This is a genomic window from Pantoea sp. EA-12, assembly GCF_030053355.1.
GTDB classification, from domain to species: Bacteria; Pseudomonadota; Gammaproteobacteria; order Enterobacterales; family Enterobacteriaceae; genus Pantoea; species Pantoea vagans_C.
In genome coordinates, this window is record NZ_JASGBY010000028.1 from 1 (window position 1) to 25,799 (window position 25,799).

Here is a 25,799-nt window from a genome sequence, read left to right on the forward strand (position 1 = left end):
ACTCTGATCAAGCCAATCGCTATGGATCAGGGTCTGCGTTTCGCAATCCGTGAAGGCGGCCGTACTGTTGGTGCGGGCGTTGTTGCTGAAATTATCGCTTAATTGCGTTAATGCCGGTGGCTGCTTAGGTAGCCACCGCAGCACGAAAGAAGAGCACTGCGGTGCTCTTTTTTTTCGTCAAATTTTCATGACAGATAGAAAAACCACACAAAAGCTAAGTTTGAAATAAAAACCATTCTCATTTACACTTTGATCAGAAATTGTACTGGAGCATGCAGTAAATGTACGTCTGTCTGTGTAATGCCGTGAGTGATAAAACCCTCCGCGAAGTTGTTCGTCGTTATCAGCCCAAATCCATTCAGCATTTGCGCCAGCTGGTCCCTATCGGGAAACAGTGCGGCAAGTGTATTCGCGTGGCGCGTGAGATCATGGATGACGAGTTGCAGAAGGTGCCTCTGTACAAAGAGATAGCCTGATTATTCCTTCAAGACCTTAATAACCACAAAAACTGTCCAGTTTTTTTGACTTCTTTTTATCCGCATCTACGATCTATTTACCTGGAAGCGGAGGAAGCAAAATGAAGGGCGACAGCAAAATCATAACGCATCTCAATAAACTGCTGGGGAATGAACTGGTTGCGATTAATCAGTACTTTCTTCATGCGCGTATGTTCAAAAACTGGGGGCTGATTCGCCTCAACAATGTCGAGTATCACGAATCCATTGATGAAATGAAGCACGCGGATAAGTACATCGAGCGCATTCTGTTTCTTGAAGGCATTCCCAATCTTCAGGATCTGGGCAGGCTGCGCATTGGTGAAGATGTCCCGGAGATGTTGCAATCCGATCTGACGTTGGAGCTGGAAGGGGCGAAGGATTTACGTGAAGCCATCGCCTATGCGGACAAAGTTCATGACTACGTAAGCCGTGACATGATGATTGAGATTCTGAGTGAAGAAGAACATCACATCGACTGGCTGGAGACAGAACTCGACCTGGTACAAAAACTCGGGTTGCAGAATTACCTGCAGGCCCAATTACAACAAGAAGAGCACGCGGACTAACCCATTTTGCATTAGCAATGTCGTGAGCCTGTACGGGTCGTTATCCGATCGGTACAGGCTTTTTTGTCTTTAAGTTGAAATGATGTGGTTAAAAACGCATCACGGGTTGCTTCCTGAACTGATTTGCGTATAATGCGCGGGCCTGCCGATATTGGTATGGCGCGATTCGAGCAGAATCGCAGGCGATAGCGAGTGATGTATCGCCTGACAATACTCCCGATTGGGGAGTTATATGCTGAACGATTACACTCCTCCATCAATCGTAATGGGTGTGGGTAGTAATTCTTTTCGTTTATAAAATGTTTGGAGCCTTGGTCTCATGTCGAACCAAAGAATCCGTATCCGTCTTAAAGCGTTTGATCATCGCCTGATCGATCAATCAACCGCGGAAATCGTTGAGACTGCCAAGCGCACTGGTGCGCAGGTACGTGGTCCGATCCCGCTGCCAACTCGCAAAGAGCGTTTTACCGTTCTGATCTCTCCGCACGTTAACAAAGACGCGCGTGATCAGTACGAAATTCGCACTCACAAGCGTCTGGTAGACATCGTTGAGCCAACTGAAAAAACCGTTGATGCACTGATGCGTCTGGATCTGGCTGCCGGTGTTGACGTGCAGATCAGCCTGGGTTAATCAGGTCATCGAGCGATTGAGAGGTTGATACAATGATTGGTTTAGTCGGTAAAAAAGTGGGCATGACCCGCATCTTCACTGAAGATGGCGTTTCAATCCCAGTAACCGTAATCGAAGTTGAAGCAAACCGCGTTACTCAGGTCAAAGGCCTGGAAAACGACGGTTACCAAGCTATCCAGGTGACCACCGGTGCTAAAAAAGCAAACCGTGTTGGCAAACCAGAAGCAGGTCATTTTGCTAAAGCTGGCGTTGAAGCTGGCCGTGGTCTGTGGGAATTCCGCACCGAAGGTGAAGAGTACTCAGTAGGCCAGAGCATCAGTGTTGAAATCTTCGCTGAAGTTAAAAAAGTAGACGTTACCGGTACCTCTAAAGGTAAAGGTTTCGCAGGTACCGTTAAGCGCTGGAACTTCCGTACCCAGGACGCTACACACGGTAACTCCTTGTCTCACCGCGTTCCGGGTTCTATCGGTCAGAACCAGACTCCGGGCAAAGTGTTCAAAGGCAAGAAAATGGCTGGTCAGCTGGGTAATGAGCGCGTAACCGTTCAGAGCCTGGAAGTGGTACGTGTTGACGCTGAGCGCAACCTGCTGCTGGTCAAAGGTGCTGTACCGGGTGCAACCGGCAGCGACCTGATTGTTAAACCAGCTGTGAAGGCGTAAGGGGATAGCAATGGAATTAGTACTGAAAGACGCGCAGAGCGCGCTGACTGTTTCCGAAACTACCTTCGGTCGTGATTTCAACGAAGCGCTGGTTCACCAGGTTGTTGTTGCTTATGCCGCTGGTGCTCGTCAGGGTACTCGTGCGCAGAAAACTCGTGCTGAAGTAACTGGTTCAGGCAAAAAGCCTTGGCGCCAGAAAGGTACCGGCCGTGCGCGTTCAGGTTCTGTAAAGAGCCCGATTTGGCGTTCAGGTGGCGTGACCTTCGCTGCGCGTCCACAGGACCACAGTCAAAAAGTTAACAAAAAGATGTACCGCGGCGCGCTGAAAAGCATCCTGTCCGAACTGGTACGTCAGGACCGTCTGATCGTTGTCGAGACGTTCTCTGTAGAAGCACCGAAAACCAAGCTGCTGGCACAGAAACTGAAAGACATGGCGCTGGAAGACGTGCTGATCATCACCGGCGAACTGGATGAGAATCTGTTCCTGGCTGCGCGTAACCTGTACAAGGTTGACGTGCGTGATGCAGCGGGTATCGACCCAGTTAGCCTGATCGCCTTCGACAAAGTCGTTATGACTGCGGAAGCAGTTAAGCAAGTTGAGGAGATGCTGGCATGATCCGTGAAGAACGTCTGCTGAAAGTCGTGCGCGCGCCGCACGTATCTGAAAAAGCATCTACTGCGATGGAAAAAACCAATACCATCGTTCTCAAAGTTGCTAAAGACGCGACCAAAGCAGAGATCGTTGCTGCTGTTGAGAAACTGTTCGAAGTTGAAGTTAAAGACGTAAACACCCTGGTTGTTAAGGGTAAAGTTAAGCGTCACGGACAGCGTATCGGTCGTCGTAGCGACTGGAAAAAAGCTTACGTCACCCTGAAGGAAGGCCAGAACCTGGACTTCGTCGGCGGCGCTGAGTAAGTCGGAGGAGAAAGACAATGGCAGTTGTTAAATGTAAACCGACATCTCCGGGTCGTCGTCACGTAGTTAAAGTGGTGAACCCAGAGCTGCACAAGGGCAAACCTTTTGCTCCGCTGTTAGAAAAAAACAGCAAATCCGGTGGTCGTAACAACAATGGTCGTATCACTACCCGTCATATCGGTGGTGGTCACAAGCAGGCTTACCGTATTGTTGACTTCAAACGCAACAAAGATGGTATCCCAGCAGTTGTTGAGCGTCTTGAGTACGATCCGAACCGTTCTGCGAACATCGCACTGGTTCTGTACAAAGATGGCGAGCGCCGTTACATCCTGGCCCCTAAAGGCCTGAAAGCTGGTGATCAGGTTCAATCTGGCGTTGATGCTGCGATTAAAGCGGGTAACACCCTGCCTATGCGTAACATCCCGGTGGGTTCTACCGTTCACAACGTAGAAATGAAACCAGGCAAAGGCGGTCAGATTGCTCGCTCAGCTGGTACTTACGTGCAGATCGTTGCGCGTGATGGTTCCTACGTAACCCTGCGTCTGCGTTCTGGCGAAATGCGTAAAGTCGAAATCGACTGCCGCGCAACCCTGGGCGAAGTCGGTAACGCTGAGCACATGCTGCGCGTTCTGGGTAAAGCTGGTGCAACCCGTTGGCGTGGTGTTCGTCCTACCGTTCGCGGTACTGCGATGAACCCAGTCGATCACCCGCACGGTGGTGGTGAAGGTCGTAACTTTGGTAAGCACCCGGTAACTCCGTGGGGCGTTCAGACCAAAGGTAAGAAGACCCGTAGCAACAAGCGTACTGATAAATTTATCGTACGTCGCCGTAGCAAATAATTTTAGAGGATAAGCCATGCCACGTTCTCTCAAGAAAGGTCCTTTTATTGACCTGCACTTGCTGAAGAAGGTAGAGAAAGCGGTGGAAAGCGGTGACAAGAAGCCCCTGCGCACTTGGTCCCGTCGTTCAACGATCTTCCCTAACATGATCGGTTTGACCATCGCTGTCCATAATGGTCGTCAGCACGTTCCTGTCTTTGTTTCCGACGAAATGGTCGGCCACAAACTGGGTGAATTTGCACCGACACGTACTTATCGCGGCCATGCTGCAGATAAGAAAGCCAAGAAGAAATAAGTAGGAGGAAGAGATGGAAACTATTGCTCAACATCGCCATGCTCGTTCTTCTGCTCAGAAGGTCCGCCTTGTTGCTGACCTGATTCGCGGTAAGAAAGTGTCGCAGGCTCTGGATATTCTGACTTACACCAACAAGAAAGCTGCTGTGTTGGTTAAGAAAGTACTGGAATCTGCCATTGCGAACGCCGAACACAACGATGGCGCTGATATCGACGATCTGAAAGTCGCGAAAATCTTCGTAGACGAAGGCCCAAGCATGAAGCGCATTATGCCGCGTGCGAAAGGTCGTGCAGATCGCATCCTGAAGCGCACCAGCCACATTACTGTGGTTGTGTCCGATCGCTGAGACTCTGGAGACTAGCAATGGGTCAGAAAGTACATCCTAATGGTATTCGCCTGGGTATTGTAAAACCATGGAACTCTACCTGGTTTGCGAACACCAAAGAATTCGCTGACAACCTGGACAGCGATTTTAAAGTACGTCAGTTCCTTACTAAGGAACTGGCTAAAGCGTCTGTATCTCGTATCGTTATCGAGCGTCCGGCTAAGAGCATCCGTGTGACCATTCACACCGCTCGCCCGGGTATCGTTATCGGTAAGAAAGGTGAAGACGTAGAAAAACTGCGCTCGGTCGTCGCGAAAATCGCTGGCGTTCCTGCACAGATCAACATCGCCGAAGTCCGTAAGCCGGAACTGGACGCTAAATTGGTTGCTGACAGCATCACTTCACAGCTGGAGCGTCGTGTGATGTTCCGTCGTGCTATGAAGCGTGCGGTACAGAACGCAATGCGTCTGGGCGCGAAGGGTATTAAAGTTGAAGTCAGCGGCCGTCTGGGCGGTGCCGAGATCGCACGTACCGAATGGTACCGTGAAGGTCGCGTACCACTGCACACTCTGCGTGCAGACATTGACTACAACACCTCTGAAGCGCACACCACTTATGGTGTAATCGGCGTTAAGGTATGGATCTTCAAAGGTGAGATCCTGGGTGGTATGGCTGCTGTTGAACAACCGGAACCGGCTGCTCAACCTAAAAAGCAGCAGCGTAAAGGCCGTAAGTAAGGAGAGTCGCTGATGTTACAACCAAAGCGTACGAAATTCCGTAAAGTGCACAAAGGCCGCAACCGTGGTCTGGCGCAAGGTACGGATGTCAGCTTCGGTACTTTCGGTCTGAAAGCTGTTGGCCGTGGTCGTCTGACTGCTCGTCAGATCGAAGCAGCACGTCGTGCTATGACCCGTGCAGTTAAGCGTCAAGGTAAGATTTGGATCCGTGTATTCCCGGACAAACCAATCACCGAGAAGCCGCTCGAAGTGCGTATGGGTAAAGGTAAGGGTAACGTGGAGTATTGGGTTGCCCTGATCCAGCCAGGTAAAGTCCTGTATGAAATGGACGGTGTATCTGAAGAGCTGGCCCGTGAAGCCTTCAAGCTGGCAGCAGCAAAACTGCCTATCAAAACCACCTTTGTAACTAAGACGGTGATGTAATGAAAGCAAATGAGCTGCGTGAAAAAAGCGTTGAAGAGCTGAACACTGAGCTTCTTAACCTTCTGCGTGAGCAGTTTAACCTGCGCATGCAGGCAGCATCTGGCCAGCTGCAGCAGACCCATCTGCTGAAGCAAGTGCGCCGTGATGTTGCACGTGTTAAGACTTTACTGACTGAGAAGGCGGCGTAATGACCGATAAAATCCGTACTCTGCAGGGTCGTGTTATTAGTGACAAAATGCAGAAGTCTGCAGTTGTTGCTATCGAACGTGTCGTGAAGCACCCGATCTACGGTAAATTCATCAAGCGTACGACTAAGCTGCACATCCATGACGAGAACAACGAGTGTGGAATTGGTGACGTGGTAGAAATCCGCGAAACCCGTCCACTGTCTAAGACTAAGTCTTGGGCTCTGGTTCGCGTTGTAGAGAAAGCGGTTCTGTAATAGAATCCGTTTCCTCTAAAAAATAAAATGAACGGCTCGTCTGAGCCGTTCATTTTTTCTACCCATCTGCGAGAACCGGTGTTATAATGCCGCGCCCTCAATTATGGGGCTTTTTAACGACCTGAGGTTTGGGTCCCGAAGTAGTAGTTGACATTAGCGGAGCACTAAAATGATCCAAGAACAGACTATGCTGAACGTCGCCGACAACTCCGGTGCACGTCGCGTAATGTGTATCAAGGTTCTGGGTGGCTCGCACCGTCGCTACGCAGGCGTCGGCGATATCATCAAAGTTACCATCAAGGAAGCAATTCCACGTGGTAAGGTGAAAAAAGGTGATGTCCTGAAGGCGGTAGTGGTGCGCACCAGGAAGGGTGTTCGTCGCCCGGACGGTTCTGTCATTCGCTTCGATGGTAATGCATGCGTTATTTTAAACAATAACAGCGAGCAACCTATCGGTACGCGTATTTTTGGGCCGGTAACTCGTGAACTTCGTACTGAAAAGTTCATGAAAATTATCTCTCTGGCACCAGAAGTACTCTAAGGAGCGAGCAATGGCAGCGAAAATCCGTCGCAATGACGAAGTTATCGTGCTTACCGGCAAAGATAAAGGTAAACGCGGTAAAGTAAAGAATGTCCTGACTTCTGGTAAGGTCATCGTTGAAGGTATCAACCTGGTTAAAAAACATCAGAAGCCTGTCCCGGCTCTGAACCAACCAGGCGGCATCGTTGAAAAAGAAGCTGCTATTCAGGTTTCTAACGTTGCAATCTTCAATGCGGCAACCGGCAAGGCTGACCGTGTAGGCTTTAGATTCGAAGAAGGCAAAAAAGTCCGTTTCTTCAAGTCTAATAGCGAAACTATCAAGTAATTTGGAGTAGTACGATGGCGAAACTGCATGATTACTACAAAGACGAAGTAGTCCAGAAACTCATGTCTGAGTTCGGCTACAATTCTGTCATGCAAGTCCCTCGGGTCGAGAAGATCACCCTGAACATGGGTGTTGGTGAAGCGATCGCTGACAAGAAACTGCTGGATAACGCAGCAGCAGACCTGGCAGCAATCTCCGGTCAAAAGCCGTTGATCACCAAAGCACGCAAATCAGTTGCAGGCTTCAAAATCCGTCAGGGCTATCCGATCGGCTGTAAAGTAACTCTGCGCGGCGAGCGCATGTGGGAGTTCTTTGAGCGTCTGATCACTATTGCTGTTCCACGTATTCGTGACTTCCGTGGCTTGTCCGCTAAGTCTTTCGATGGTCGTGGTAACTACAGCATGGGCGTTCGTGAGCAGATCATCTTCCCAGAAATCGACTACGACAAAGTCGATCGCGTTCGTGGTTTGGATATTACCATTACCACTACTGCGAAATCTGATGATGAAGGCCGTGCTCTGCTGGCTGCCTTTGACTTCCCGTTCCGCAAGTAAGGTAGGGTTACTTAATGGCTAAGCAATCTATGAAAGCACGCGAAGTTAAGCGTGTAAAATTAGCAGACAAGTTCTTCGCAAAGCGCGTTGAGCTGAAAGCGATCATTTCTGATGTGAACGCATCCGACGAAGACCGTTGGGATGCTGTTCTTAAGCTGCAGAGTCTGCCGCGTGATTCCAGCCCTTCCCGTCAGCGTAACCGCTGCCGTCAGACAGGTCGTCCGCACGGTTTCCTGCGGAAGTTTGGGTTGAGCCGTATCAAGGTCCGTGAAGCCGCAATGCGCGGTGAAATCCCGGGTCTGAAAAAGGCTAGCTGGTAATTGTCACCATTTGAATCACGGGAGTAACACAGATGAGCATGCAAGATCCGATCGCGGATATGCTGACCCGTATCCGTAACGGTCAAGCCGCGAACAAAGTTGCGGTCTCTATGCCTTCCTCCAAGCTGAAAGTGGCAATTGCCAACGTGCTGAAGGAAGAAGGCTACATTGAAGATTTTAAAATCGAAGGCGACACCAAGCCTGAACTGGAACTGACTCTTAAGTATTTCCAGGGCAAGTCTGTGGTAGAGAGCATTCAGCGTGTTAGCCGTCCAGGTCTGCGCATCTATAAGAAAAAAGATGAGCTGCCAAAAGTAATGGCTGGTCTGGGCATCGCTGTAATCTCTACCTCTAAAGGTGTCATGACTGATCGTGCAGCGCGCCAAGCTGGTCTTGGTGGCGAAATTATCTGCTACGTAGCGTAATCGGAGGATAAAATGTCTCGTGTTGCAAAAGCACCTGTCGTTGTTCCTGCGGGCGTAGAGGTAAAACTCAACGGTCAGGAAATTTCGATCAAAGGCAAAAACGGCGAGCTGACTCGTACTATCAACAGTGCTGTAGAAGTTAAGCATGCAGACAACGCCCTGACTTTCGCTCCACGCGAAGGTTTTGCGGACGCTTGGGCACAGGCAGGTACTGCTCGTGCGCTGCTGAACGGCATGGTTATCGGTGTTACCGAAGGCTTCACCAAGAAGCTGCAACTGGTTGGTGTTGGTTATCGTGCAGCTGTTAAAGGCAACTCTGTGAGCTTGGCCCTGGGCTTCTCTCACCCTGTTGACCATGCACTGCCGGCCGGCATCACTGCTGAATGTCCAACTCAGACTGAAATCGTGCTGAAAGGCGCTGATAAGCAGCTGATTGGTCAGGTTGCAGCGGATCTGCGCGCCTACCGTCGTCCTGAGCCTTACAAAGGCAAGGGTGTTCGTTACGCCGACGAAGTCGTGCGTACCAAAGAGGCTAAGAAGAAGTAAGGTAACACTATGGATAAGAAATCTGCTCGTATCCGTCGTGCGACCCGTGCACGTCGCAAGCTCAAAGAGCTGGGTGCTACTCGCCTGGTGGTACATCGTACCCCGCGTCATATCTACGCACAGGTGATCGCCCCGAACGGTTCCGAAGTTTTGGTTGCTGCTTCTACTGTAGAAAAAGCTATTGCCGAACAACTGAAGTATACCGGTAACAAAGACGCTGCTGCAGCTGTAGGTAAAGCTCTGGCTGAGCGCGCTGTCGAGAAAGGCATTACTAATGTTTCTTTCGACCGTTCCGGGTTCCAATATCATGGTCGTGTCCAGGCACTGGCAGATGCTGCCCGTGAAGCTGGCCTTCAGTTCTAAGGTAGAGGTCTAAGATGTCAAACATCGAGAAACAAGCTGGCGAACTGCAGGAAAAACTGATCGCGGTAAACCGTGTTTCTAAAACTGTAAAAGGTGGTCGTATTTTCTCCTTCACCGCACTGACTGTAGTGGGTGATGGTAACGGCCGCGTTGGTTTTGGTTACGGTAAAGCGCGTGAAGTTCCAGCAGCGATCCAGAAAGCGATGGAAAAAGCCCGTCGCAACATGATTAACGTCGCGCTGACTCACGGCACCCTGCAGCACCCTGTTAAAGGTGCTCACACGGGTTCTCGTGTGTTCATGCAGCCGGCTTCTGAAGGTACCGGTATCATCGCCGGCGGTGCTATGCGCGCTGTTTTAGAAGTCGCTGGAGTACATAACGTTCTGGCTAAAGCGTATGGTTCTACTAACCCGATTAACGTGGTTCGTGCAACTATCGATGGCCTGGGCAATATGAATTCTCCAGAAATGGTCGCTGCCAAGCGTGGTAAATCCGTTGAAGAAATTCTGGGGTAATCACGATGGCTAAGACTATTAAAATTACACAAACCCGCAGTTCAATCGGCCGCCTGCCTAAGCACAAAGCCACTCTGGTTGGCTTGGGTCTGCGTCGTATTGGTCATACCGTTGAGCGTGAAGACACGCCTGCTGTACGCGGTATGGTTAACGCGATTTCCTACATGCTGAAAGTGGAGGAGTAAGAGATGCGTTTAAACACTCTGTCTCCGGCCGAAGGGTCTAAACACGCTTCTAAGCGTCTGGGTCGTGGTATCGGTTCTGGTCTCGGTAAAACCGGTGGTCGTGGTCACAAAGGTCAGAACTCTCGTTCTGGCGGTGGCGTACGTCGCGGTTTCGAGGGTGGCCAGATGCCTCTGTACCGTCGTCTGCCGAAATTCGGTTTCACCTCTCGCAAAGCAATGGTCACTGCAGAAGTTCGTCTGTCTGACCTGGCGAAAGTTGAAGGCGGTATTGTTGACCTGAATACTTTGAAAGCAGCTAACATCATCGGTGTTCAGATCGAATTCGCGAAAGTGATTCTGTCTGGTGAAGTTTCTGCTCCGGTAACGATTCGTGGTCTACGTGTCACCAAAGGTGCTCGTGCTGCGATCGAAGCTGCTGGCGGTAAAATCGAGGAATAAGTAGCAGATGGCAAAGCAACCGGGATTAGATTTTCAAAGTGCCAAAGGTGGCTTTGGTGAACTGAAGCGCAGACTGTTGTTTGTAATCGGTGCACTGATTGTCTTCCGTATTGGCTCTTTTATTCCAATCCCCGGTATCGATGCCACTGTACTTGCCAAACTGCTTGAGCAACAGCGTGGCACCATCATTGAAATGTTTAACATGTTCTCTGGTGGTGCTCTCAGTCGTGCCTCAATCTTTGCACTGGGTATTATGCCGTATATTTCGGCCTCTATTATTATCCAGTTGCTGACGGTGGTTCATCCAGCGTTGGCCGAGATTAAGAAAGAGGGTGAAGCTGGTCGTCGTAAGATTAGCCAGTACACTCGCTATGGCACCCTGGTTCTGGCTGTATTCCAGTCGATCGGTATTGCTACCGGTCTGCCGAATATGCCTGGAATGCAAGGCCTGGTGATGAATCCAGGTTTCGCATTCTACTTTACCGCTGTTGTAAGTCTGGTTACCGGGACAATGTTCCTGATGTGGCTGGGCGAACAGATTACTGAACGAGGTATCGGTAACGGTATCTCGATCATTATCTTCGCAGGTATTGTTGCGGGTCTCCCGCCGGCCATTGGCCATACCATCGAGCAAGCGCGGCAAGGTGACCTGCACTTCCTTCTGTTGCTGTTGGTTGCAGTTCTTGTATTTGCAGTGACGTTCTTTGTTATTTTCGTTGAGCGTGGCCAGCGCCGCATTGTGGTCAACTACGCTAAACGTCAGCAAGGTCGTCGTGTATATGCTGCACAGAGCACACATTTACCGTTGAAAGTGAATATGGCGGGTGTAATCCCGGCTATTTTTGCTTCCAGCATTATTCTGTTCCCAGCAACCATCGCGTCATGGTTCGGGGGCGGTACCGGTTGGAACTGGCTGACAACAATTTCGCTGTATTTGCAACCAGGACAGCCGCTATATGTGCTACTCTATGCGACTGCAATCATCTTCTTCTGTTTCTTCTACACGGCGTTGGTATTCAACCCACGTGAAACAGCAGATAACCTGAAGAAGTCTGGTGCATTCGTACCGGGAATTCGTCCGGGAGAGCAAACGGCGAAGTATATCGATAAAGTAATGACACGTCTGACCTTAATCGGCGCACTGTATATTACCTTTATCTGCCTGATCCCGGAGTTCATGCGTGATGCCATGAAGGTTCCCTTCTACTTTGGCGGCACATCGCTGCTTATCGTAGTGGTTGTCATCATGGACTTTATGGCTCAAGTGCAAACTCTGATGATGTCGAGTCAGTATGAGTCTGCATTGAAGAAAGCTAACCTGAAAGGCTACAGCCGTTAATTCAGGCGCTTGAGAAGTTACGGAGAGTAAAAATGAAAGTTCGTGCTTCCGTCAAGAAATTATGTCGTAACTGCAAAATCATCCGTCGCGACGGTGTCGTACGTGTGATCTGCAGCGCCGAGCCAAAGCATAAACAACGCCAAGGCTGATATAGTCACATATTTTTCTTGCAAAGTCGGGTTGAGCTGGCTAGATTAGCCAGCCAATCTTTTGTATGTCGATGCGTTACCATTTGAGTATCCTGAAAACGGGCTTTTCAGCATGGGACGCATTTATTTAATTATAGGAGTGCATAGTGGCCCGTATAGCAGGCATTAACATTCCTGATCAAAAACATACCGTAATCGCATTAACTTCGATTTTCGGAATCGGCAAAACCCGTTCTAAAGCCATCTGCGCTTCAACGGGCATCGCCGAAGATGTTAAGATCAGAGAGCTGTCTGAAGAACAAATTGAACAGCTGCGTGAAGCAGTTGGTAAATTCGTTGTTGAAGGTGATCTGCGCCGTGAAATCACCCTGAGCATCAAGCGTCTGATGGACCTTGGTTGCTATCGTGGTTTACGCCATCGTCGTGGTCTGCCAGTTCGCGGTCAGCGTACTAAGACCAATGCACGTACCCGTAAGGGTCCGCGTAAACCGATCAAGAAATAATCGGGGTGAGTAAATAATGGCAAAGGCACCAGTTCGTGCACGCAAGCGTGTAAGAAAGCAAGTCTCAGATGGCGTGGCTCATGTCCATGCATCTTTTAACAACACCATCGTTACCATCACTGATCGTCAGGGTAACGCACTGGGTTGGGCAACCGCCGGTGGTTCCGGTTTCCGCGGTTCACGTAAATCTACTCCGTTTGCTGCTCAGGTAGCTGCAGAGCGCTGTGCAGAAGCAGTGAAAGATTACGGTATTAAGAATCTGGAAGTTATGGTTAAGGGTCCAGGTCCGGGTCGCGAATCAACTATTCGTGCTCTGAACGCTGCTGGTTTCCGCATCACTAATATTACTGATGTGACTCCAATCCCTCACAACGGTTGTCGTCCGCCGAAAAAACGTCGCGTTTAACGCCCGTTTTTAGGTTAGTTGGAGAAAGAAAATGGCAAGATATTTGGGTCCTAAGCTCAAGCTGAGCCGTCGTGAGGGCACCGACTTATTCCTTAAGTCTGGCGTTCGCGCGATCGATACCAAGTGCAAAATTGAACAACCACCTGGTCAGCATGGTGCGCGTAAACCGCGTCTGTCTGACTACGGCGGCCAGTTGCGTGAGAAGCAGAAAGTTCGTCGTATCTACGGCGTGCTGGAGCGTCAGTTCCGTAACTACTATAAAGAAGCAGCACGTCTGAAAGGCAACACCGGTGAAAACCTGTTGGCTCTGCTGGAAGGTCGTCTGGATAACGTTGTTTACCGTATGGGCTTTGGCGCCACTCGTGCAGAAGCACGTCAGCTGGTTAGCCATAAATCTATCCTGGTAAACGGTCGCGTTGTTAACATCGCTTCTTATCAGGTATCTCCGAATGATGTCGTAAGCATCCGTGAGAAAGCCAAACAGCAATCTCGCGTGAAGGCCGCTCTGGAGCTGGCTGAGCAGCGTGAAAAGCCAACCTGGCTGGAAGTTGATGCGACCAAGATGGAAGGTGTGTTCAAGCGTATGCCTGAACGTACTGATCTGTCTGCGGACATTAACGAACACCTGATCGTCGAGCTTTACTCTAAGTAAAGCTTAGTACCAAAGAGAGGACACAATGCAGGGTTCTGTGACAGAGTTTCTAAAACCGCGCCTGGTAGATATCGAGCAAGTGAGTTCGACGCACGCCAAGGTGACCCTTGAGCCGTTAGAGCGTGGCTTTGGCCATACTCTTGGCAACGCACTGCGCCGTATTCTGCTTTCTTCCATGCCGGGTTGCGCGGTGACCGAGGTTGAGATTGATGGCGTGCTGCACGAGTACTCCACCAAAGAGGGCGTACAGGAAGATATCCTGGAAATCCTGCTCAATCTGAAAGGGCTGGCGGTAAGAGTTCAGGGTAAAGATGAAGTTATTCTCACCTTGAATAAATCTGGCATTGGCCCTGTGACTGCAGCCGATATCACCCACGACGGTGATGTCGAAATCGTCAAGCCGCAGCATGTGATCTGCCATCTGACCGATGAAAACGCATCTATTAGCATGCGTATCAAAGTTCAGCGTGGTCGTGGTTATGTGCCGGCTTCTGCCCGAATTCATTCGGAAGAAGATGAGCGCCCAATCGGCCGTCTGTTGGTTGACGCTTGCTACAGCCCTGTAGACCGTATCGCCTACAATGTTGAAGCAGCGCGTGTAGAACAGCGCACCGACCTGGACAAGCTGGTCATCGAAATGGAAACCAACGGCACAATCGATCCTGAAGAGGCGATTCGTCGTGCGGCAACCATCCTGGCAGAACAACTGGAAGCTTTCGTTGACTTACGTGATGTACGTCAGCCGGAAGTAAAAGAAGAGAAACCAGAATTCGATCCGATCCTGCTGCGCCCTGTTGACGATCTGGAATTGACTGTCCGCTCTGCTAACTGCCTTAAGGCAGAAGCTATCCACTACATCGGTGATCTGGTACAGCGTACCGAGGTTGAGCTGCTTAAAACGCCTAACCTTGGTAAAAAATCTCTTACTGAGATTAAAGATGTGCTCGCTTCACGTGGTTTGTCTCTGGGCATGCGCCTGGAAAACTGGCCACCAGCAAGCATTGCTGATGAATAATCAGATCACAGGTTAAGGTTTCACTGAGAAGGATAAGGTCATGCGCCATCGTAAGAGTGGTCGTCAACTGAACCGCAACAGCAGCCATCGTCAGGCTATGTTCCGCAACATGGCCGGTTCTCTGGTTCGTCATGAGATCATCAAAACGACTCTGCCGAAAGCCAAAGAACTGCGTCGCGTAGTTGAGCCGCTGATTACTCTTGCCAAGACCGACAGCGTAGCTAATCGTCGTCTGGCATTCGCCCGCACTCGTGATAACGAGATCGTGGCAAAACTGTTTAACGAGCTGGGCCCGCGTTTCGCGAGCCGTGCCGGTGGTTACACTCGTATTCTGAAGTGTGGCTTCCGTGCTGGTGACAACGCTCCGATGGCTTACATCGAGCTGGTTGATCGTCCAGAAGCTCAAGCAGAAGCTGTTGCAGAGTAATCTGTAACAACGTAGAAAACCCGCTTCGGCGGGTTTTTTATTGCCTGTCATTCCTCTCCTCTTTCGCTATGCTGAACACTGTACTTTTAGCAGGAGTTCATTATGTGGTTTATCGATCAACTGGTAGAACAGCACATCCGCGCCGCGCAGGAAAAAGGTGAACTGAGTAATCTGCCTGGAGAAGGTGCGCCTTTGCAGTTGGATGATGATAGTGCTGTGCCACCTGAACTACGCAGCGCCTACCGTTTGCTGAAAAACGCCGGCTTCTTACCTCCTGAACTGGCAATGCGGCGCGAAGCGCTGAAGATCAACGATCTTTTACGTCAATTGGATCCCGCCGATCAGCAAGCTGAAAGTCTGCATAAAAAACTCACTTTGTTAGAGATGCAGTTGCGTCAGGCCGGGATGAGCACCGACTTTTTACGCGGTGACTATCGCGAATCCATTAGTCAGCGTCTGCAGCAGGAGAAGTAGCGTGTATAAAATTGGCCAACTGGCAAAACTTGCTGATGTCACACCCGACACCATCCGTTTTTATGAAAAACAGCAAATGATGGATCATGACATTCGCACTCAGGGTGGGTTCCGTCTTTACAGTGATGAAGATCTGCAGCGTCTGCGCTTTATCCGCTATGGGCGACAGCTTGGGTTTAGTCTGGATTCGATCCGTGGTCTGTTATCGATCCGTATCGATCCTGAACATCACACTTGCCAGGAATCGAAAGCGATCGTCGCTAAGCGCTTAGAGGAAGTGAATGGCATGATCGCAGAACTGCAAATCATGCAGCGCTCACTGGAACGTTTAGCCGAGACCTGCTGCGGCGATCAGCACAGCAGTGCCTGTTGCTCTATCCTTGAAGCACTGGAAAAAGGAGAAGAACCGCATGCAGAAATTTGTTGTAGCAAGGATTGAATTCCACACGGGAAAGCCTATAGTTTCGCCATCATTCACTGGAGGACATTATGAGTCGCTATCAGCATCGAAAAGGTAAGATTAACGAAAATGCCATTGAGGCACTGCTTCATGACCCGCTATTTCGTCAGCGAGTTGAGCAGAATCATAAAGGGAAAGGCAGTTATCGACGCAAAGATAAACATGCAAAAGGCGGGAACTGGGAGGCCAGTGGTAAGCAAAAAAGTTTACCACTGGCCTTCTGCTTTACGGTCAAAAAAGCCGCCTGAGCGGGCGGCTTTGTTATTACACTTTGGTGTTTTGTTGCTTCAGTAAATCACGGATTTCAGTGAGTAACACTTCTTCATTGGTTGGTTTTGGTGCTGGTTTTTCCACTTCTTTTTTCTGATACAGCTTGTTCATGACTTTGATTGCCATAAAGATAGCGAAGGCTACGATGACAAAATCAAAGATGGTTTGAATAAAAGTGCCGTACTCCATCACCACTGCAGGGATATCACCTTCAGCGGGTTTTAGTACCCACTTAAACTGTTTGAAATCGACGCCGCCAATCAGCAAGCCCAGTGGCGGCATGATGATGTTAGCAACCAGTGATGAAACAATCTTACCGAAAGCGGCACCGATAATGACACCGACTGCCAGGTCAACCACGTTCCCACGCATTGCAAAATCACGAAACTCTTTGAATAAACTCATTGTTATCTCCTTGCCTTGGCCAATGGCTAAAGTCTAACAAACCTTTGTGCAATTGCCATTATCACAACGGATTAAGCAGAATTATCACGGCGGGCAATCGCCCGCCACGATCAAAGGAAGAAAGGACTCGGCTGGAACAGGCGCTCGACATCGGGGACAAACTTCTTATCTGTCAGGAACATAATTACATGGTCGCCCTGTTCAATACGGACATTGTCGTTAGCGATGATCACATCATCCCCACGTACAACCGCACCAATAATGGTTCCCGGCGGGAGTTTGATATCTTCAATTAGGCGGCCCACCACGCGCGAGGTTGTCTCTTCACCATGAGCGATCGCTTCAATCGCTTCAGCGATGCCGCGTCGTAATGATGAGACACCGACAATGTCGGCTTTACGCACGTGACTCAGTAGGGCCGAGATCGTCGCTTGCTGTGGGGAGATCGCAATATCGATCACGCTGCCTTGTACCAGATCGACATAAGCGCGGCGCTGGATCAACACCATTACCTTTTTGGCGCCCATCTTCTTGGCCAACATGGCCGACATGATATTGGCTTCGTCATCGTTGGTGACGGCAATAAACAGATCGACCTGTTCGACATGCTCTTCGGCCAGTAACTCCTGATCTGAGGCATCACCGTAAAACACGACGGTATCGTGCAAACGTTCCGCCAACTCAGCAGCGCGCTGTTGATTACGTTCGATCAACTTCACGCTGTACTGTTTTTCGAGGCGCTGCGCAAGCCCAAAGCCGATGTTGCCACCGCCGACTAACATAATACGTTTGTAAGGCTTCTCCAGACGCTGCATTTCACTCATTACCGCGCGAATGTGCTGGCTGGCGGCGATAAAGAACACTTCGTCTCCGGCTTCAACAATGGTTGAGCCTTGAGGGCGAATAGGGCGATCCTGGCGAAAAATTGCGGCGACTCGCGTGTCGATGTGCGGCATATGCTCACGCAGTATGGACAACGGATTTCCGACCAAAGGGCCACCATAATAGGCTTTCACCACCGCGAGGCTGACTTTTCCTTCGGCGAAATTCACTACCTGTAAAGCGCCTGGATATTGAATCAAGCGGTAAATGTTGTCGATCACCAGCTGCTCAGGCGAAATGAGGTGGTCAATCGGAACGGCTTCTGGCACGAACAATTTTTCCGCATCACGCAGGTATTCGGCTGCGCGAATACGCGCGATGCGGTTTGGCGTATTAAAAAGCGAGTAAGCGATCTGACAAGCGATCATGTTGGTTTCGTCAGAATTGGTCACGGCGACCAACATATCGGCATCTTCTGCTCCGGCCTCACGCAGTACGCGTGGATGGGAACCATGGCCGTGCACAACGCGCAGGTCGAATTTGTCCTGCAGTGCCCGCAGACGTGTTGCATCCGTATCGACCACGGTGATGTCGTTATTTTCACTCACCAGATTTTCTGCGAGTGTACCGCCTACTTGCCCGGCGCCGAGGATAATGATTTTCATCGTTGGATCGCTCTTGTCAGAATGCGCTGCACTATTTTTTCATTAACTTAGCGTAAAAGAAGCCGTCACCGCCATCTACGCTGGGGAATACTTGCCAGCCGTTAATTTGGCCTTCTGGTACCTTTTCCGCGACCGCATCTTTGTGCTTCGTCAGGAACGTTGCGATCTGCTGATGGTTCTCTTCAGGCAAAATTGAGCAGGTCGCATAAATTAAGGTTCCGCCGGATTTCAGACGTGGCCAGACAGCTTCCAGAATTTCCCCTTGTAGAGTGGCCAGTTCTGCAATATCACGATCGCGTCGCAGCCATTTGATATCGGGATGGCGGCGGATGACGCCCGTTGCAGAGCAGGGCGCATCCAGTAAAATGCGATCAAACTGCTGCTCGCCACACCAGTCTGACGGTGTACGCCCGTCACCCTGGCGCACCTCTGCTTTCATACCTAATCGCTGCAAGTTTTCATGCACGCGAGTGAGACGCTGTTCATCGATATCCACTGCCAGCACTTGAGCCTGTGGTGCGATTTCCAGAATATGCGTGGTCTTACCGCCAGGCGCGGCGCAGAGATCGAGGATGCTTTCGTTATTTTGCGGCTCAAGCAGCAGGGCGCAGCGCTGTGCGGAAAGATCCTGCACCGTAACCCAGCCCTGCTCGAAGCCCGGGAGTTGACTGACGGGTGCCGGTGATTCAAGACGCAGAGCGTCTGGCGCATCGCCGACGAATGCGACTTTTTCTTCGGCTTGTAACAATTCCAGCCATGCATCTCGGCTATGATGCTGGCGATTGACGCGTAGCCACATCGGGGGGCGCTGATTATTCGCCTCCACAATCTGCTGCCAGTTTTCAGGCCAGGCAGTTTGCAGTCGTTTCAATAACCAACCCGGATGCCAGTAACGCTGTGGCCCTTGGTCTACCTCAGCCATCAGCGTTTCTTGCTGACGCTGGAACTGACGGAGTACGCCGTTGATCAAACCTTTTAAATTAGTGCGTTTCAGCACTTCGGCTCCGGCAACGGTTTCTGCCAGCGCGGCGTGAGCGGGAACACGGGTGTATAACACCTGATACAAGCCAACCATAATCAGATAATGCAGCACACGCTGCTTGCCGGTTAACGGGCGCTCCATCAGCTTACCAATTAACGCTTCGAGTTGAGGTAGCGTGCGCATGACGCCAAAGCAGATTTCCTGCAGCAACGCACCGTCTTTATCTGCCAGACTTTTTTGCGCACCAGGCAGAATGGCACTTAGCGATTCCCCCTTATCGACTACGCGTTCAATCAGTTGCGCGGCGAGGCTACGCAGGTTGGTTGCTTTTTTCATATTCATTCATCAAACAAAAGCCCGGTAAGAACCGGGCTGAGGGTCAGGCCAGAATGGTGCCAGTGGTGAACCATTCACGACGCGAATTGAGCAGGTCTTGTGCGGACATTGCCTTTTTGCCTGCCGGTTGCAGCGACAGTAGATTCAGTACACCGTCAGTGGTTGCAACCTGAATGCCGTTTTTATCGGCATGGATGATCTCGCCTGGTTGCTTATTCTGATGAGGTAAGACGCTGGCCTGCCAGACTTTGACAGGTTGCTCATCGACCAGAAAATAGCTCATCGGCCACGGGTTGAAGGCACGAATACAGCGTTCAAGTTGAGCAGCAGAAAGAGACCAATCGAGGCGGGCCTCTTCTTTACTCAACTTCTCAGCGTATGAAACCAGTGCTTCATCTTGCACTTCTGGTTGCGCACTACCCTTAGCTAGCAGCTCCAGTGTGTCGAGCATGCCCTGTGGCCCAAGCTGCGCCAGCTTGTCATACAACGAGGCGCTGGTGTCTTCAGGGGTAATAGGGCAGGAAAGTTTATGTAGCATGTCGCCAGTATCAAGGCCAACATCCATTTGCATAATAGTCACACCGGTTTCACGGTCTCCAGCCCAGAGTGAACGTTGAATGGGCGCCGCTCCACGCCAGCGTGGTAGCAGCGAACCGTGCACGTTGATGCAACCCAGGCGCGGCATATCAAGCACCGCTTTTGGCAGAATCAAACCGTAGGCCACCACAACCATGATATCGGCTTTCAGTTCAGCCACCAGATGCTGATTTTCTTCAAGCTTTAATGATTTTGGCTGAAACACGGGAACATCATGTGCCTGCGCCAGAACTTTAACCGGGCTTGGGGTGAGTTTATTCCCCCGTCCTGCTGGACGATCGGGCTGGGTGAATACGCCAATCACCTGATGCTCAGAAGCAAGCAGCGCGTCAAGATGACGCGCTGCGAAGTCAGGTGTACCGGCAAAGATGATTTTTAGCGGTGCAGACACAGTTTAACCTTCTGTTAGTACTCAGGCTTCGCGTGCGTTCATGCGGGCGAGCTTTTCCAGTTTCTGTTTGATGCGCTGGCGCTTCAACGGTGACAGATAATCGATGAACAGCTTGCCATCAAGATGATCGATCTCATGCTGAATACAGATCGCTAACAGGCCATCGGTTTCTAACTCGAAACTGTTACCGTCACGATCTTGCGCCCGCACTTTGACCCATTCCGCACGCGGCACAAAAGCACGCTGTTCAGGAATTGAGAGGCAACCCTCATCAATACCGGTTTCGCCACCTTTATCCAGCAGTTCGGGATTGATTAACACTAAGCGCTCGTCGCGATTTTCAGAAACATCGATGACGATGATGCGTTGATGAATATCGACCTGAGTGGCCGCTAAGCCAATGCCTTCTTCGGCGTACATGGTTTCAAACATGTCGTCGACGATGCGCTGAACGTCAGCATTAACCGTCGCTACGGGCGCAGCGATTTTACGAAGGCGATCATCAGGGAAATGTAATACCTGCAAAACTGACATAAATATCCAGATCTGTATGCGTTAAAGAAAAAGATTACTTCCTCATATTGTAGACTTTTTGATGCCTGATTGACAGCATTGCCCCGCATGATAGCGGGCTGAACGGAGTGCAGCATGGAGAGAGTTGAAGGGATGCTCAGGCTAGCAAATGTCAAAGGGCTGCGCGGCCATCGCGCGATGGATTTAGCGCAGTGTCTGCAGACCAATATGTCCCTGGATGATGAGTTTCTACGCCATCTTGGTTTAAATGACATACAGCGCCAGCAATTCAACGATCTTTGCCCGCGGCAGTTGGAACGCACGCAACAGTGGTTGCAGGACCCGATGCACCATTTGATTGCCTGTGTTGATACGCGTTTTCCTGCTCGGCTAACGGAAATCAGCCAGCGTCCCGTATTACTTTATGTCGAGGGAAATACGGATGTTTTGCTGCAGCCGCAGCTGGCAATAGTCGGTAGCCGATATTGTTCACATTATGGCAAACAATGGGGGCACTGGTTTTCACAGCAGTTATCGCTGAGTGGGTTGGTGATAACCAGTGGACTCGCGCGCGGCATCGATGGTATTGCGCACCGTGCCGCACTGGAGGCGCAGGGAAAAACGGTTGCGGTGCTGGGCAGTGGATTGCAACAGGTCTATCCCAAAAGCCATCAGTCACTGGCAAAGGAAATCATAGATAACGAGGGCGCGCTGGTGTCAGAGTTCCCGCTCAATACGATACCGCATCCGCTGAACTTTCCGCGCAGGAATCGCATTATCAGTGGCTTAAGCCAAGGGGTGCTGGTGGTCGAAGCCTCGCTAAAAAGTGGTTCACTGATCACGGCACGCTATGCACTGGAACAAAATCGCAATGTCTATGCGCTGCCCGGTGCACTCGGGAATAAGGGATGTGAGGGGACGCATTGGTTAATCCAGCAGGGCGCACTATTGGTCGCACACCCCAATAACATTCTTGAAGATTTACACTCCGCGCTTGAATGGCTGCCAGCAACCACAACAGAAACAATATATTCACAAGACAGTGACGATGTTCCATTGCCATTTGCTAGCGTGTTGGCTAACGTAGGTGATGAGGTTACACCTGTTGACGTCGTCGCTGAACGTGCCGGCCAACCTGTGCCAGTTATCTCAGCCCAGTTGCTGGAGCTGGAGTTAGCAGGATGGATCGCAGCTGTACCCGGCGGCTATGTCCGATTGAGGAGGGCATGCCATGTTCGACGTACTTATGTACTTGTTTGAGACCTATATCCACAACGAAGCTGAAATGCGCGTTGACCAGGATAAATTGACCGATGATTTAACCGATGCAGGTTTTCATCGTGAAGATATCTACAATGCGTTGAATTGGCTTGAGCGGTTAGCGGATTATCAGGATGGTCTGGTCCCGCCAGTGTTGCTGGCTACCGATCCGCTCTCTATGCGAATCTACACGGAAGAGGAAAACCAGCGTTTAGATGCCGAGTGTCGCGGTTTTATTTTGTTCCTGGAGCAAGTTCAGGTGCTGAATATGGAAACGCGCGAGATGGTCATCGAACGTGTTATGGCCCTTGATACCCTGGAGTTCGATCTGGAAGACCTCAAATGGGTGGTGCTGATGGTGTTGTTTAATATCCCTGGATGTGAAAACGCTTATCAGCAGATGGAAGAACTGCTATTCGACGTCAATGAAGGTATGCTGCATTAATTTGCGATTAATACAGTCGGAATTATGAGTAAATCAGCACTATTCTCCGTGCGTAAACACGATCCCTGCCCCGCTTGCGGGGCAGATTTAGTGATACGTGCCGGTAAACATGGCCCTTTTCTTGGCTGTGTCAATTATCCAACCTGCGACTACATTCGCCCGCTGAAAAGCCAGGGTGATGGACACATTGTCAAAGTTCTTGAAGGGCATGCTTGCCCAGAATGTGGTGCGGACAAAGTTTTGCGTCAGGGAAGGTTTGGTATGTTTGTCGGATGTAGTCACTATCCAGAGTGTGATTATACCGAAATCATCGATAAGCCTGACGAAACCGCGATCGCTTGCCCTCAGTGTCAAAGTGGGAAATTGGTACAGCGGCGTTCACGCTACGGCAAAACCTTTCATTCCTGTGACCGCTACCCAGACTGTCAGTTTGCCATCAACGCCACACCGGTTGACGGTGTATGCCCACACTGCCAGTTCCCATTGCTCATTGAGAAGAAAACCGCACAAGGCATGAAGCGCTTTTGCGCCAGCAAACGCTGTGGCAAACCCATAGCTCAGGACGAATCATCATGAAACAACATCAGTATTTACCAGGCTCGCTTGATTTCTGCATTGAGCAACTCCAGCAGCAGGCAGTGATTGCTTATCCAACCGAAGCCGTTTTCGGTCTGGGCTGTGACCCCGATAGCGAAAGTGCGGTGATGGCGTTGCTGGCGCTTAAACAGCGCCCAGTTGAAAAGGGACTGATCTTAATTGCTGCCGATTACGCGCAGTTGGAACCTTATATCGCCGATCGTGAACTCACTGTTGTGCAGCGTGAGCGTATGTTTGCCAGCTGGCCTGGACCCGTCACCTATGTAGTTCCGGCGACGCCCCACACCCCGCGCTGGTTAACTGGTCGTTTTGATTCGCTGGCTATCCGCGTGAGCGACCATCCTGATGTACAAGCGTTATGTCGAGGCTTTGGCAAACCCTTGGTATCGACCAGTGCAAATCTGTCTGGTGAGCCTCCATGCCGTAATGCTGAAGAGGTCGCACAGCAGTTCGGTACTGACTTCCCAGTGTTGCATGCTGCCACAGGGGGGCGACTCAATCCTTCAGAGATTCGCGACGTTATCAGTGGCGAACTTATTCGTCAGGGTTAATTCATGGAACATTTTGCCGTTTTTGGTCATCCCATTGCGCACAGCAAATCCCCGTTTATTCATGGCCTTTTTGCCGAGCAAACAGGTATTGATCACACCTATGGCCGTATTTGCGCCCCGCTTGATGGCTTTCTGCTATCAATCAGTGACTTCTTTGCCGCTGGCGGCAAGGGCGCTAACGTCACGCTTCCATTCAAGCAACAAGCGTGGGAATTCGCTGATGAGCTGAGTGAACGCGCAGCCTTATCCGGTGCGGTTAATACTCTGAAAAAAAGAGCGGATGGCTCCGTGTTCGGCGATAATACCGATGGCATCGGCCTGCTGAGCGACCTGCAGCGATTAGAGATGATTAGCCCTGGCGATCGTATTCTATTAGTGGGAGCGGGTGGTGCAGCGCGTGGTGTGATTTTGCCTCTGCTTTCTATGGGGTGTTCTGTTGTGGTGGCCAACCGTACCGTTGAACGTGCTGAGGAGTTGGCAGAGATATTCCAGCATAGTGGGAATATTCAGGCTGCACGTTTTACTGATTTATCCAGCAACGCGTTTGACCTCATTATTAATGCCACCTCCAGTGGCGTCGATGGCAAAGTTCCGCCGTTGCCGGATACATTGATTTCCGCACAGACTCGTTGTTACGACATGTTCTATCAGCAGGGGCTAACGCCATTTTTGCTGTGGTGCCAGCAGCATGGCGCACACCAGCTTGCTGATGGCTTGGGCATGCTGGTGGGGCAGGCTGCGCATGCTTTCCAGCTGTGGCATGGCACGATGCCGGAGATCACGCCGGTAATTGCTCAATTAAAGCAAGCGATGCAACAGTGAATCAGGCGATCCACTTTCCCGATCGTGAAAACTGGGATGAGGAGAAACAAGCGATCGTTTTTCCCGTTCTGGTTCAGGGAATGGGATTCACTTGCGCCATCCCATCTGAAGCGCTGCACACCCGATTTGGTTCTGGAGAAGCGATGGCGCTGTTTTGCGCTCATCGCTGGGATGTGGAAGAGGAAGCTGAACAGCTGATCCGTGCAGATGAGATCAACGATCAAGGCTGGATCTGGCTCTCCTGATCGAGATATTCATTCTTCCAGCCAACATAGTTGTTTGATGAATAAAGTAAGCCCGCAATTTCAGCTTCGCTCAATGGGCGAACCTGCTTAACCGGGCTGCCGACATAGAGATAGCCGCTTTCCAGTCGTTTGCCGGGTGGCACCAGGCTGCCGGCACCAATCATGACATCCTCTTCTACAATTACGCCATCAAGCAAAATCGATCCCATCCCAACCAATACTCTGTCGCCAATACTGCAACCATGCAGCATGGCTTTATGGCCCACCGTCACGTCTTCCCCAATCAGTAATGGATAACCTTCTGGGTTGCTGGTGGACTTGTGCGTGACGTGCAATACGCTGCCATCCTGGATATTGCTTCTTTTACCTATCACCACTTTGTTCACATCACCACGAATAGCAACCAACGGCCAGATGCTGACATCATCGGCTAGCTGCACATCGCCCACTATCACGCTGCTGCGATCGATCATGACGCGATCGCCAGTTTGCGGAAAATGGTTCTTATAAGGTCGTAGGGCTTCTGACATGATCTTTCTCCTTTTGCACTTTATATACCTAGCCTGCGGCTTATAGGGCTGGCAAACAAGATGATTTTTGAGCGGATCGCTCGCGATCGCAGCGAAAAGAACGAAAACTCGCCAGTCGATTAAAAAGATCGAAAAAAGGGGTTGTGCAAATAATTCGGATCCCTATAATGCGCCACCACTGAGACGGCAAAGCGGCAACGCAGACGGCTCAGCAGGGAGTGAAGTGATTCACCCCGCCGGAGAAAAACACTGAAAAAAGTGTTTGACTCTGAAGGAGGAAGGCGTAATATACGCCACCTCGCAACAGCAGCTTAAGGCGCTGATTGCACCGCTCTTTAACAATTTATCAGACAATCTGTGTGGGCACTCGCAGGATTGATATCAACGTCTCCGGACGTAAAA

General features: G+C 50.6%; 46 protein-coding genes. 40 read left to right on the forward strand and 6 right to left on the reverse strand.

The features are described 5' to 3' along the window. From QMZ30_RS25280 to QMZ30_RS25445, 34 genes are all read left to right on the forward strand, one after another. Positions 1 to 102 (forward strand): EF-Tu C-terminal domain-related protein (locus QMZ30_RS25280; RefSeq protein WP_500797208.1); only part of this gene is annotated, 102 nt, incomplete at its 5' end. Positions 103 to 281: 179 nt separating this feature from the next. Then, on the forward strand, positions 282 to 476 hold the full coding sequence (gene bfd, locus QMZ30_RS25285) for a bacterioferritin-associated ferredoxin (RefSeq protein ID WP_039330903.1): 195 nt from the start codon (positions 282 to 284) through the stop codon (positions 474 to 476). Positions 477 to 577: 101 nt separating this feature from the next. After that, positions 578 to 1,063: a bacterioferritin gene (gene bfr / locus QMZ30_RS25290; RefSeq protein WP_039330900.1), complete on the forward strand. Its 486-nt coding sequence runs from the start codon at positions 578 to 580 to the stop codon at positions 1,061 to 1,063. Positions 1,064 to 1,382: 319 nt separating this feature from the next. After that, complete coding sequence (gene rpsJ / locus QMZ30_RS25295; RefSeq protein ID WP_006120582.1) at positions 1,383 to 1,694, forward strand: 30S ribosomal protein S10; 312 nt, start codon at positions 1,383 to 1,385, stop codon at positions 1,692 to 1,694. A gap of 32 nt (positions 1,695 to 1,726) precedes the next feature. Continuing rightward, the gene (gene rplC / locus QMZ30_RS25300; protein WP_039330898.1) at positions 1,727 to 2,353 is read left to right on the forward strand and encodes a 50S ribosomal protein L3; all 627 of its coding nucleotides are present in this window, start codon (positions 1,727 to 1,729) and stop codon (positions 2,351 to 2,353) included. A 10-nt stretch (positions 2,354 to 2,363) separates the two neighbouring features. Beyond that, positions 2,364 to 2,969: a 50S ribosomal protein L4 gene (rplD, locus tag QMZ30_RS25305; RefSeq protein ID WP_034830751.1), complete on the forward strand. Its 606-nt coding sequence runs from the start codon at positions 2,364 to 2,366 to the stop codon at positions 2,967 to 2,969. After that, positions 2,966 to 3,268, forward strand: coding sequence for a 50S ribosomal protein L23 (gene rplW / locus QMZ30_RS25310; protein WP_007891652.1), 303 nt, complete (start codon positions 2,966 to 2,968; stop codon positions 3,266 to 3,268). Before rplD ends, rplW begins: the two co-directional genes overlap by 4 nt. Positions 3,269 to 3,285: 17 nt before the next feature. Further along, complete coding sequence (gene rplB / locus QMZ30_RS25315) at positions 3,286 to 4,107, forward strand: 50S ribosomal protein L2 (protein WP_034830746.1); 822 nt, start codon at positions 3,286 to 3,288, stop codon at positions 4,105 to 4,107. A gap of 16 nt (positions 4,108 to 4,123) precedes the next feature. Further along, complete coding sequence (rpsS, locus tag QMZ30_RS25320; RefSeq protein ID WP_001138115.1) at positions 4,124 to 4,402, forward strand: 30S ribosomal protein S19; 279 nt, start codon at positions 4,124 to 4,126, stop codon at positions 4,400 to 4,402. Between the two features lie 13 nt (positions 4,403 to 4,415). Beyond that, positions 4,416 to 4,748 (forward strand): 50S ribosomal protein L22, encoded by a 333-nt coding sequence (gene rplV / locus QMZ30_RS25325; protein ID WP_007891659.1) that lies wholly within the window; start codon positions 4,416 to 4,418, stop codon positions 4,746 to 4,748. 17 nt (positions 4,749 to 4,765) lie between these two features. Next, positions 4,766 to 5,464 (forward strand): 30S ribosomal protein S3, encoded by a 699-nt coding sequence (gene rpsC, locus QMZ30_RS25330; RefSeq protein ID WP_039330895.1) that lies wholly within the window; start codon positions 4,766 to 4,768, stop codon positions 5,462 to 5,464. Positions 5,465 to 5,476: 12 nt separating this feature from the next. Continuing rightward, a complete protein-coding gene (gene rplP / locus QMZ30_RS25335) occupies positions 5,477 to 5,887 on the forward strand; it encodes a 50S ribosomal protein L16 (RefSeq protein WP_015962145.1) in 411 nt (136 codons plus the stop codon). Continuing rightward, complete coding sequence (gene rpmC / locus QMZ30_RS25340; RefSeq protein ID WP_039330894.1) at positions 5,887 to 6,075, forward strand: 50S ribosomal protein L29; 189 nt, start codon at positions 5,887 to 5,889, stop codon at positions 6,073 to 6,075. The genes rplP and rpmC overlap by 1 nt, the downstream gene beginning before the upstream one ends. Then, on the forward strand, positions 6,075 to 6,329 hold the full coding sequence (rpsQ, locus tag QMZ30_RS25345) for a 30S ribosomal protein S17 (RefSeq protein WP_008104738.1): 255 nt from the start codon (positions 6,075 to 6,077) through the stop codon (positions 6,327 to 6,329). The genes rpmC and rpsQ overlap by 1 nt, the downstream gene beginning before the upstream one ends. A 169-nt stretch (positions 6,330 to 6,498) precedes the next feature. Further along, a complete protein-coding gene (gene rplN, locus QMZ30_RS25350; RefSeq protein WP_006120590.1) occupies positions 6,499 to 6,870 on the forward strand; it encodes a 50S ribosomal protein L14 in 372 nt (123 codons plus the stop codon). A 10-nt stretch (positions 6,871 to 6,880) separates the two neighbouring features. Then, positions 6,881 to 7,195 carry a 50S ribosomal protein L24 gene (gene rplX / locus QMZ30_RS25355; protein WP_039330891.1) on the forward strand — a complete coding sequence of 105 codons (315 nt, stop codon included), beginning with the start codon at positions 6,881 to 6,883 and terminating at the stop codon, positions 7,193 to 7,195. 14 nt (positions 7,196 to 7,209) lie between these two features. Further along, the gene (gene rplE, locus QMZ30_RS25360) at positions 7,210 to 7,749 is read left to right on the forward strand and encodes a 50S ribosomal protein L5 (protein WP_006120591.1); all 540 of its coding nucleotides are present in this window, start codon (positions 7,210 to 7,212) and stop codon (positions 7,747 to 7,749) included. Positions 7,750 to 7,763: 14 nt separating this feature from the next. Next, on the forward strand, positions 7,764 to 8,069 hold the full coding sequence (gene rpsN, locus QMZ30_RS25365; protein ID WP_007891666.1) for a 30S ribosomal protein S14: 306 nt from the start codon (positions 7,764 to 7,766) through the stop codon (positions 8,067 to 8,069). A gap of 32 nt (positions 8,070 to 8,101) precedes the next feature. Then, complete coding sequence (gene rpsH / locus QMZ30_RS25370) at positions 8,102 to 8,494, forward strand: 30S ribosomal protein S8 (RefSeq protein ID WP_039330888.1); 393 nt, start codon at positions 8,102 to 8,104, stop codon at positions 8,492 to 8,494. 12 nt (positions 8,495 to 8,506) lie between these two features. Next, positions 8,507 to 9,040: a 50S ribosomal protein L6 gene (rplF, locus tag QMZ30_RS25375; RefSeq protein ID WP_283229344.1), complete on the forward strand. Its 534-nt coding sequence runs from the start codon at positions 8,507 to 8,509 to the stop codon at positions 9,038 to 9,040. A 9-nt stretch (positions 9,041 to 9,049) separates the two neighbouring features. After that, positions 9,050 to 9,403 carry a 50S ribosomal protein L18 gene (rplR, locus tag QMZ30_RS25380; protein WP_008104733.1) on the forward strand — a complete coding sequence of 118 codons (354 nt, stop codon included), beginning with the start codon at positions 9,050 to 9,052 and terminating at the stop codon, positions 9,401 to 9,403. A 14-nt stretch (positions 9,404 to 9,417) separates the two neighbouring features. Next, positions 9,418 to 9,918 (forward strand): 30S ribosomal protein S5, encoded by a 501-nt coding sequence (rpsE, locus tag QMZ30_RS25385; RefSeq protein ID WP_007891679.1) that lies wholly within the window; start codon positions 9,418 to 9,420, stop codon positions 9,916 to 9,918. A gap of 5 nt (positions 9,919 to 9,923) precedes the next feature. Continuing rightward, positions 9,924 to 10,103 (forward strand): 50S ribosomal protein L30, encoded by a 180-nt coding sequence (rpmD, locus tag QMZ30_RS25390; RefSeq protein ID WP_021186404.1) that lies wholly within the window; start codon positions 9,924 to 9,926, stop codon positions 10,101 to 10,103. A 3-nt stretch (positions 10,104 to 10,106) separates the two neighbouring features. After that, positions 10,107 to 10,541 carry a 50S ribosomal protein L15 gene (gene rplO, locus QMZ30_RS25395; protein WP_034830738.1) on the forward strand — a complete coding sequence of 145 codons (435 nt, stop codon included), beginning with the start codon at positions 10,107 to 10,109 and terminating at the stop codon, positions 10,539 to 10,541. Positions 10,542 to 10,548: 7 nt separating this feature from the next. Beyond that, on the forward strand, positions 10,549 to 11,880 hold the full coding sequence (gene secY, locus QMZ30_RS25400; RefSeq protein WP_039330881.1) for a preprotein translocase subunit SecY: 1,332 nt from the start codon (positions 10,549 to 10,551) through the stop codon (positions 11,878 to 11,880). Positions 11,881 to 11,912: 32 nt separating this feature from the next. After that, entirely contained in the window at positions 11,913 to 12,029 is a 117-nt protein-coding gene (gene rpmJ / locus QMZ30_RS25405; RefSeq protein ID WP_004160566.1) for a 50S ribosomal protein L36, read from the forward strand. Positions 12,030 to 12,175: 146 nt separating this feature from the next. After that, positions 12,176 to 12,532, forward strand: coding sequence for a 30S ribosomal protein S13 (gene rpsM / locus QMZ30_RS25410; RefSeq protein WP_039330880.1), 357 nt, complete (start codon positions 12,176 to 12,178; stop codon positions 12,530 to 12,532). Between the two features lie 16 nt (positions 12,533 to 12,548). Then, complete coding sequence (gene rpsK, locus QMZ30_RS25415; RefSeq protein ID WP_004160563.1) at positions 12,549 to 12,938, forward strand: 30S ribosomal protein S11; 390 nt, start codon at positions 12,549 to 12,551, stop codon at positions 12,936 to 12,938. Between the two features lie 31 nt (positions 12,939 to 12,969). Further along, positions 12,970 to 13,590 carry a 30S ribosomal protein S4 gene (gene rpsD / locus QMZ30_RS25420; RefSeq protein ID WP_039330879.1) on the forward strand — a complete coding sequence of 207 codons (621 nt, stop codon included), beginning with the start codon at positions 12,970 to 12,972 and terminating at the stop codon, positions 13,588 to 13,590. A 25-nt stretch (positions 13,591 to 13,615) separates the two neighbouring features. Then, positions 13,616 to 14,605, forward strand: coding sequence for a DNA-directed RNA polymerase subunit alpha (locus QMZ30_RS25425; protein ID WP_007891688.1), 990 nt, complete (start codon positions 13,616 to 13,618; stop codon positions 14,603 to 14,605). Positions 14,606 to 14,645: 40 nt separating this feature from the next. Further along, on the forward strand, positions 14,646 to 15,032 hold the full coding sequence (gene rplQ, locus QMZ30_RS25430; protein ID WP_004160560.1) for a 50S ribosomal protein L17: 387 nt from the start codon (positions 14,646 to 14,648) through the stop codon (positions 15,030 to 15,032). A gap of 102 nt (positions 15,033 to 15,134) precedes the next feature. After that, positions 15,135 to 15,506, forward strand: a complete 372-nt coding sequence (locus QMZ30_RS25435) for a DnaJ family domain-containing protein (protein WP_283229345.1) — start codon at positions 15,135 to 15,137, stop codon at positions 15,504 to 15,506. Position 15,507: 1 nt separating this feature from the next. After that, positions 15,508 to 15,945, forward strand: coding sequence for a Zn(2+)-responsive transcriptional regulator (gene zntR / locus QMZ30_RS25440; RefSeq protein WP_039330877.1), 438 nt, complete (start codon positions 15,508 to 15,510; stop codon positions 15,943 to 15,945). 50 nt (positions 15,946 to 15,995) lie between these two features. Further along, positions 15,996 to 16,214: an alternative ribosome-rescue factor A gene (locus QMZ30_RS25445; RefSeq protein ID WP_283229346.1), complete on the forward strand. Its 219-nt coding sequence runs from the start codon at positions 15,996 to 15,998 to the stop codon at positions 16,212 to 16,214. A gap of 16 nt (positions 16,215 to 16,230) precedes the next feature. Here the strand turns inward: QMZ30_RS25445 and mscL are convergent, their stop codons facing one another. The 5 genes from mscL to def all read right to left on the reverse strand — a co-directional run bounded on the left by mscL (position 16,231) and on the right by def (position 20,968). Then, a complete protein-coding gene (gene mscL, locus QMZ30_RS25450) occupies positions 16,231 to 16,641 on the reverse strand; it encodes a large-conductance mechanosensitive channel protein MscL (protein WP_039330875.1) in 411 nt (136 codons plus the stop codon). 110 nt (positions 16,642 to 16,751) lie between these two features. After that, complete coding sequence (gene trkA / locus QMZ30_RS25455; protein WP_283229347.1) at positions 16,752 to 18,128, reverse strand: Trk system potassium transporter TrkA; 1,377 nt, start codon at positions 18,126 to 18,128, stop codon at positions 16,752 to 16,754. 31 nt (positions 18,129 to 18,159) lie between these two features. Then, on the reverse strand, positions 18,160 to 19,446 hold the full coding sequence (gene rsmB / locus QMZ30_RS25460) for a 16S rRNA (cytosine(967)-C(5))-methyltransferase RsmB (RefSeq protein WP_283229348.1): 1,287 nt from the start codon (positions 19,444 to 19,446) through the stop codon (positions 18,160 to 18,162). A 43-nt stretch (positions 19,447 to 19,489) separates the two neighbouring features. Further along, entirely contained in the window at positions 19,490 to 20,434 is a 945-nt protein-coding gene (gene fmt, locus QMZ30_RS25465) for a methionyl-tRNA formyltransferase (protein WP_283229349.1), read from the reverse strand. 21 nt (positions 20,435 to 20,455) lie between these two features. Further along, positions 20,456 to 20,968: a peptide deformylase gene (def, locus tag QMZ30_RS25470; RefSeq protein ID WP_039330871.1), complete on the reverse strand. Its 513-nt coding sequence runs from the start codon at positions 20,966 to 20,968 to the stop codon at positions 20,456 to 20,458. A 114-nt stretch (positions 20,969 to 21,082) separates the two neighbouring features. Here def and dprA point away from each other — a divergent pair, with 114 nt between their 5' ends. Genes dprA through QMZ30_RS25500 form a run of 6 tightly spaced genes read left to right on the forward strand, consistent with a single transcriptional unit; the run spans position 21,083 to position 24,867 of the window. Further along, entirely contained in the window at positions 21,083 to 22,207 is a 1,125-nt protein-coding gene (dprA, locus tag QMZ30_RS25475; protein WP_283229350.1) for a DNA-protecting protein DprA, read from the forward strand. Continuing rightward, the gene (smg, locus tag QMZ30_RS25480) at positions 22,179 to 22,652 is read left to right on the forward strand and encodes a DUF494 family protein Smg (RefSeq protein WP_039330869.1); all 474 of its coding nucleotides are present in this window, start codon (positions 22,179 to 22,181) and stop codon (positions 22,650 to 22,652) included. Before dprA ends, smg begins: the two co-directional genes overlap by 29 nt. Before the next feature lie 24 nt (positions 22,653 to 22,676). Next, positions 22,677 to 23,228: a DNA topoisomerase family protein gene (locus QMZ30_RS25485; RefSeq protein WP_283229351.1), complete on the forward strand. Its 552-nt coding sequence runs from the start codon at positions 22,677 to 22,679 to the stop codon at positions 23,226 to 23,228. Continuing rightward, positions 23,225 to 23,800, forward strand: coding sequence for an L-threonylcarbamoyladenylate synthase type 1 TsaC (gene tsaC, locus QMZ30_RS25490; protein ID WP_283229352.1), 576 nt, complete (start codon positions 23,225 to 23,227; stop codon positions 23,798 to 23,800). The genes QMZ30_RS25485 and tsaC overlap by 4 nt, the downstream gene beginning before the upstream one ends. 3 nt (positions 23,801 to 23,803) lie before the next feature. Continuing rightward, entirely contained in the window at positions 23,804 to 24,622 is an 819-nt protein-coding gene (aroE, locus tag QMZ30_RS25495) for a shikimate dehydrogenase (protein WP_283229353.1), read from the forward strand. After that, positions 24,619 to 24,867 carry a DUF1488 family protein gene (locus tag QMZ30_RS25500; protein ID WP_039330866.1) on the forward strand — a complete coding sequence of 83 codons (249 nt, stop codon included), beginning with the start codon at positions 24,619 to 24,621 and terminating at the stop codon, positions 24,865 to 24,867. The genes aroE and QMZ30_RS25500 overlap by 4 nt, the downstream gene beginning before the upstream one ends. Here QMZ30_RS25500 and QMZ30_RS25505 read toward each other — a convergent pair. After that, positions 24,843 to 25,397 carry a gamma carbonic anhydrase family protein gene (locus tag QMZ30_RS25505; protein ID WP_283229354.1) on the reverse strand — a complete coding sequence of 185 codons (555 nt, stop codon included), beginning with the start codon at positions 25,395 to 25,397 and terminating at the stop codon, positions 24,843 to 24,845. The two genes, QMZ30_RS25500 and QMZ30_RS25505, sit on opposite strands and share 25 nt — an antisense overlap. Positions 25,398 to 25,799: the final 402 nt, after the last annotated feature.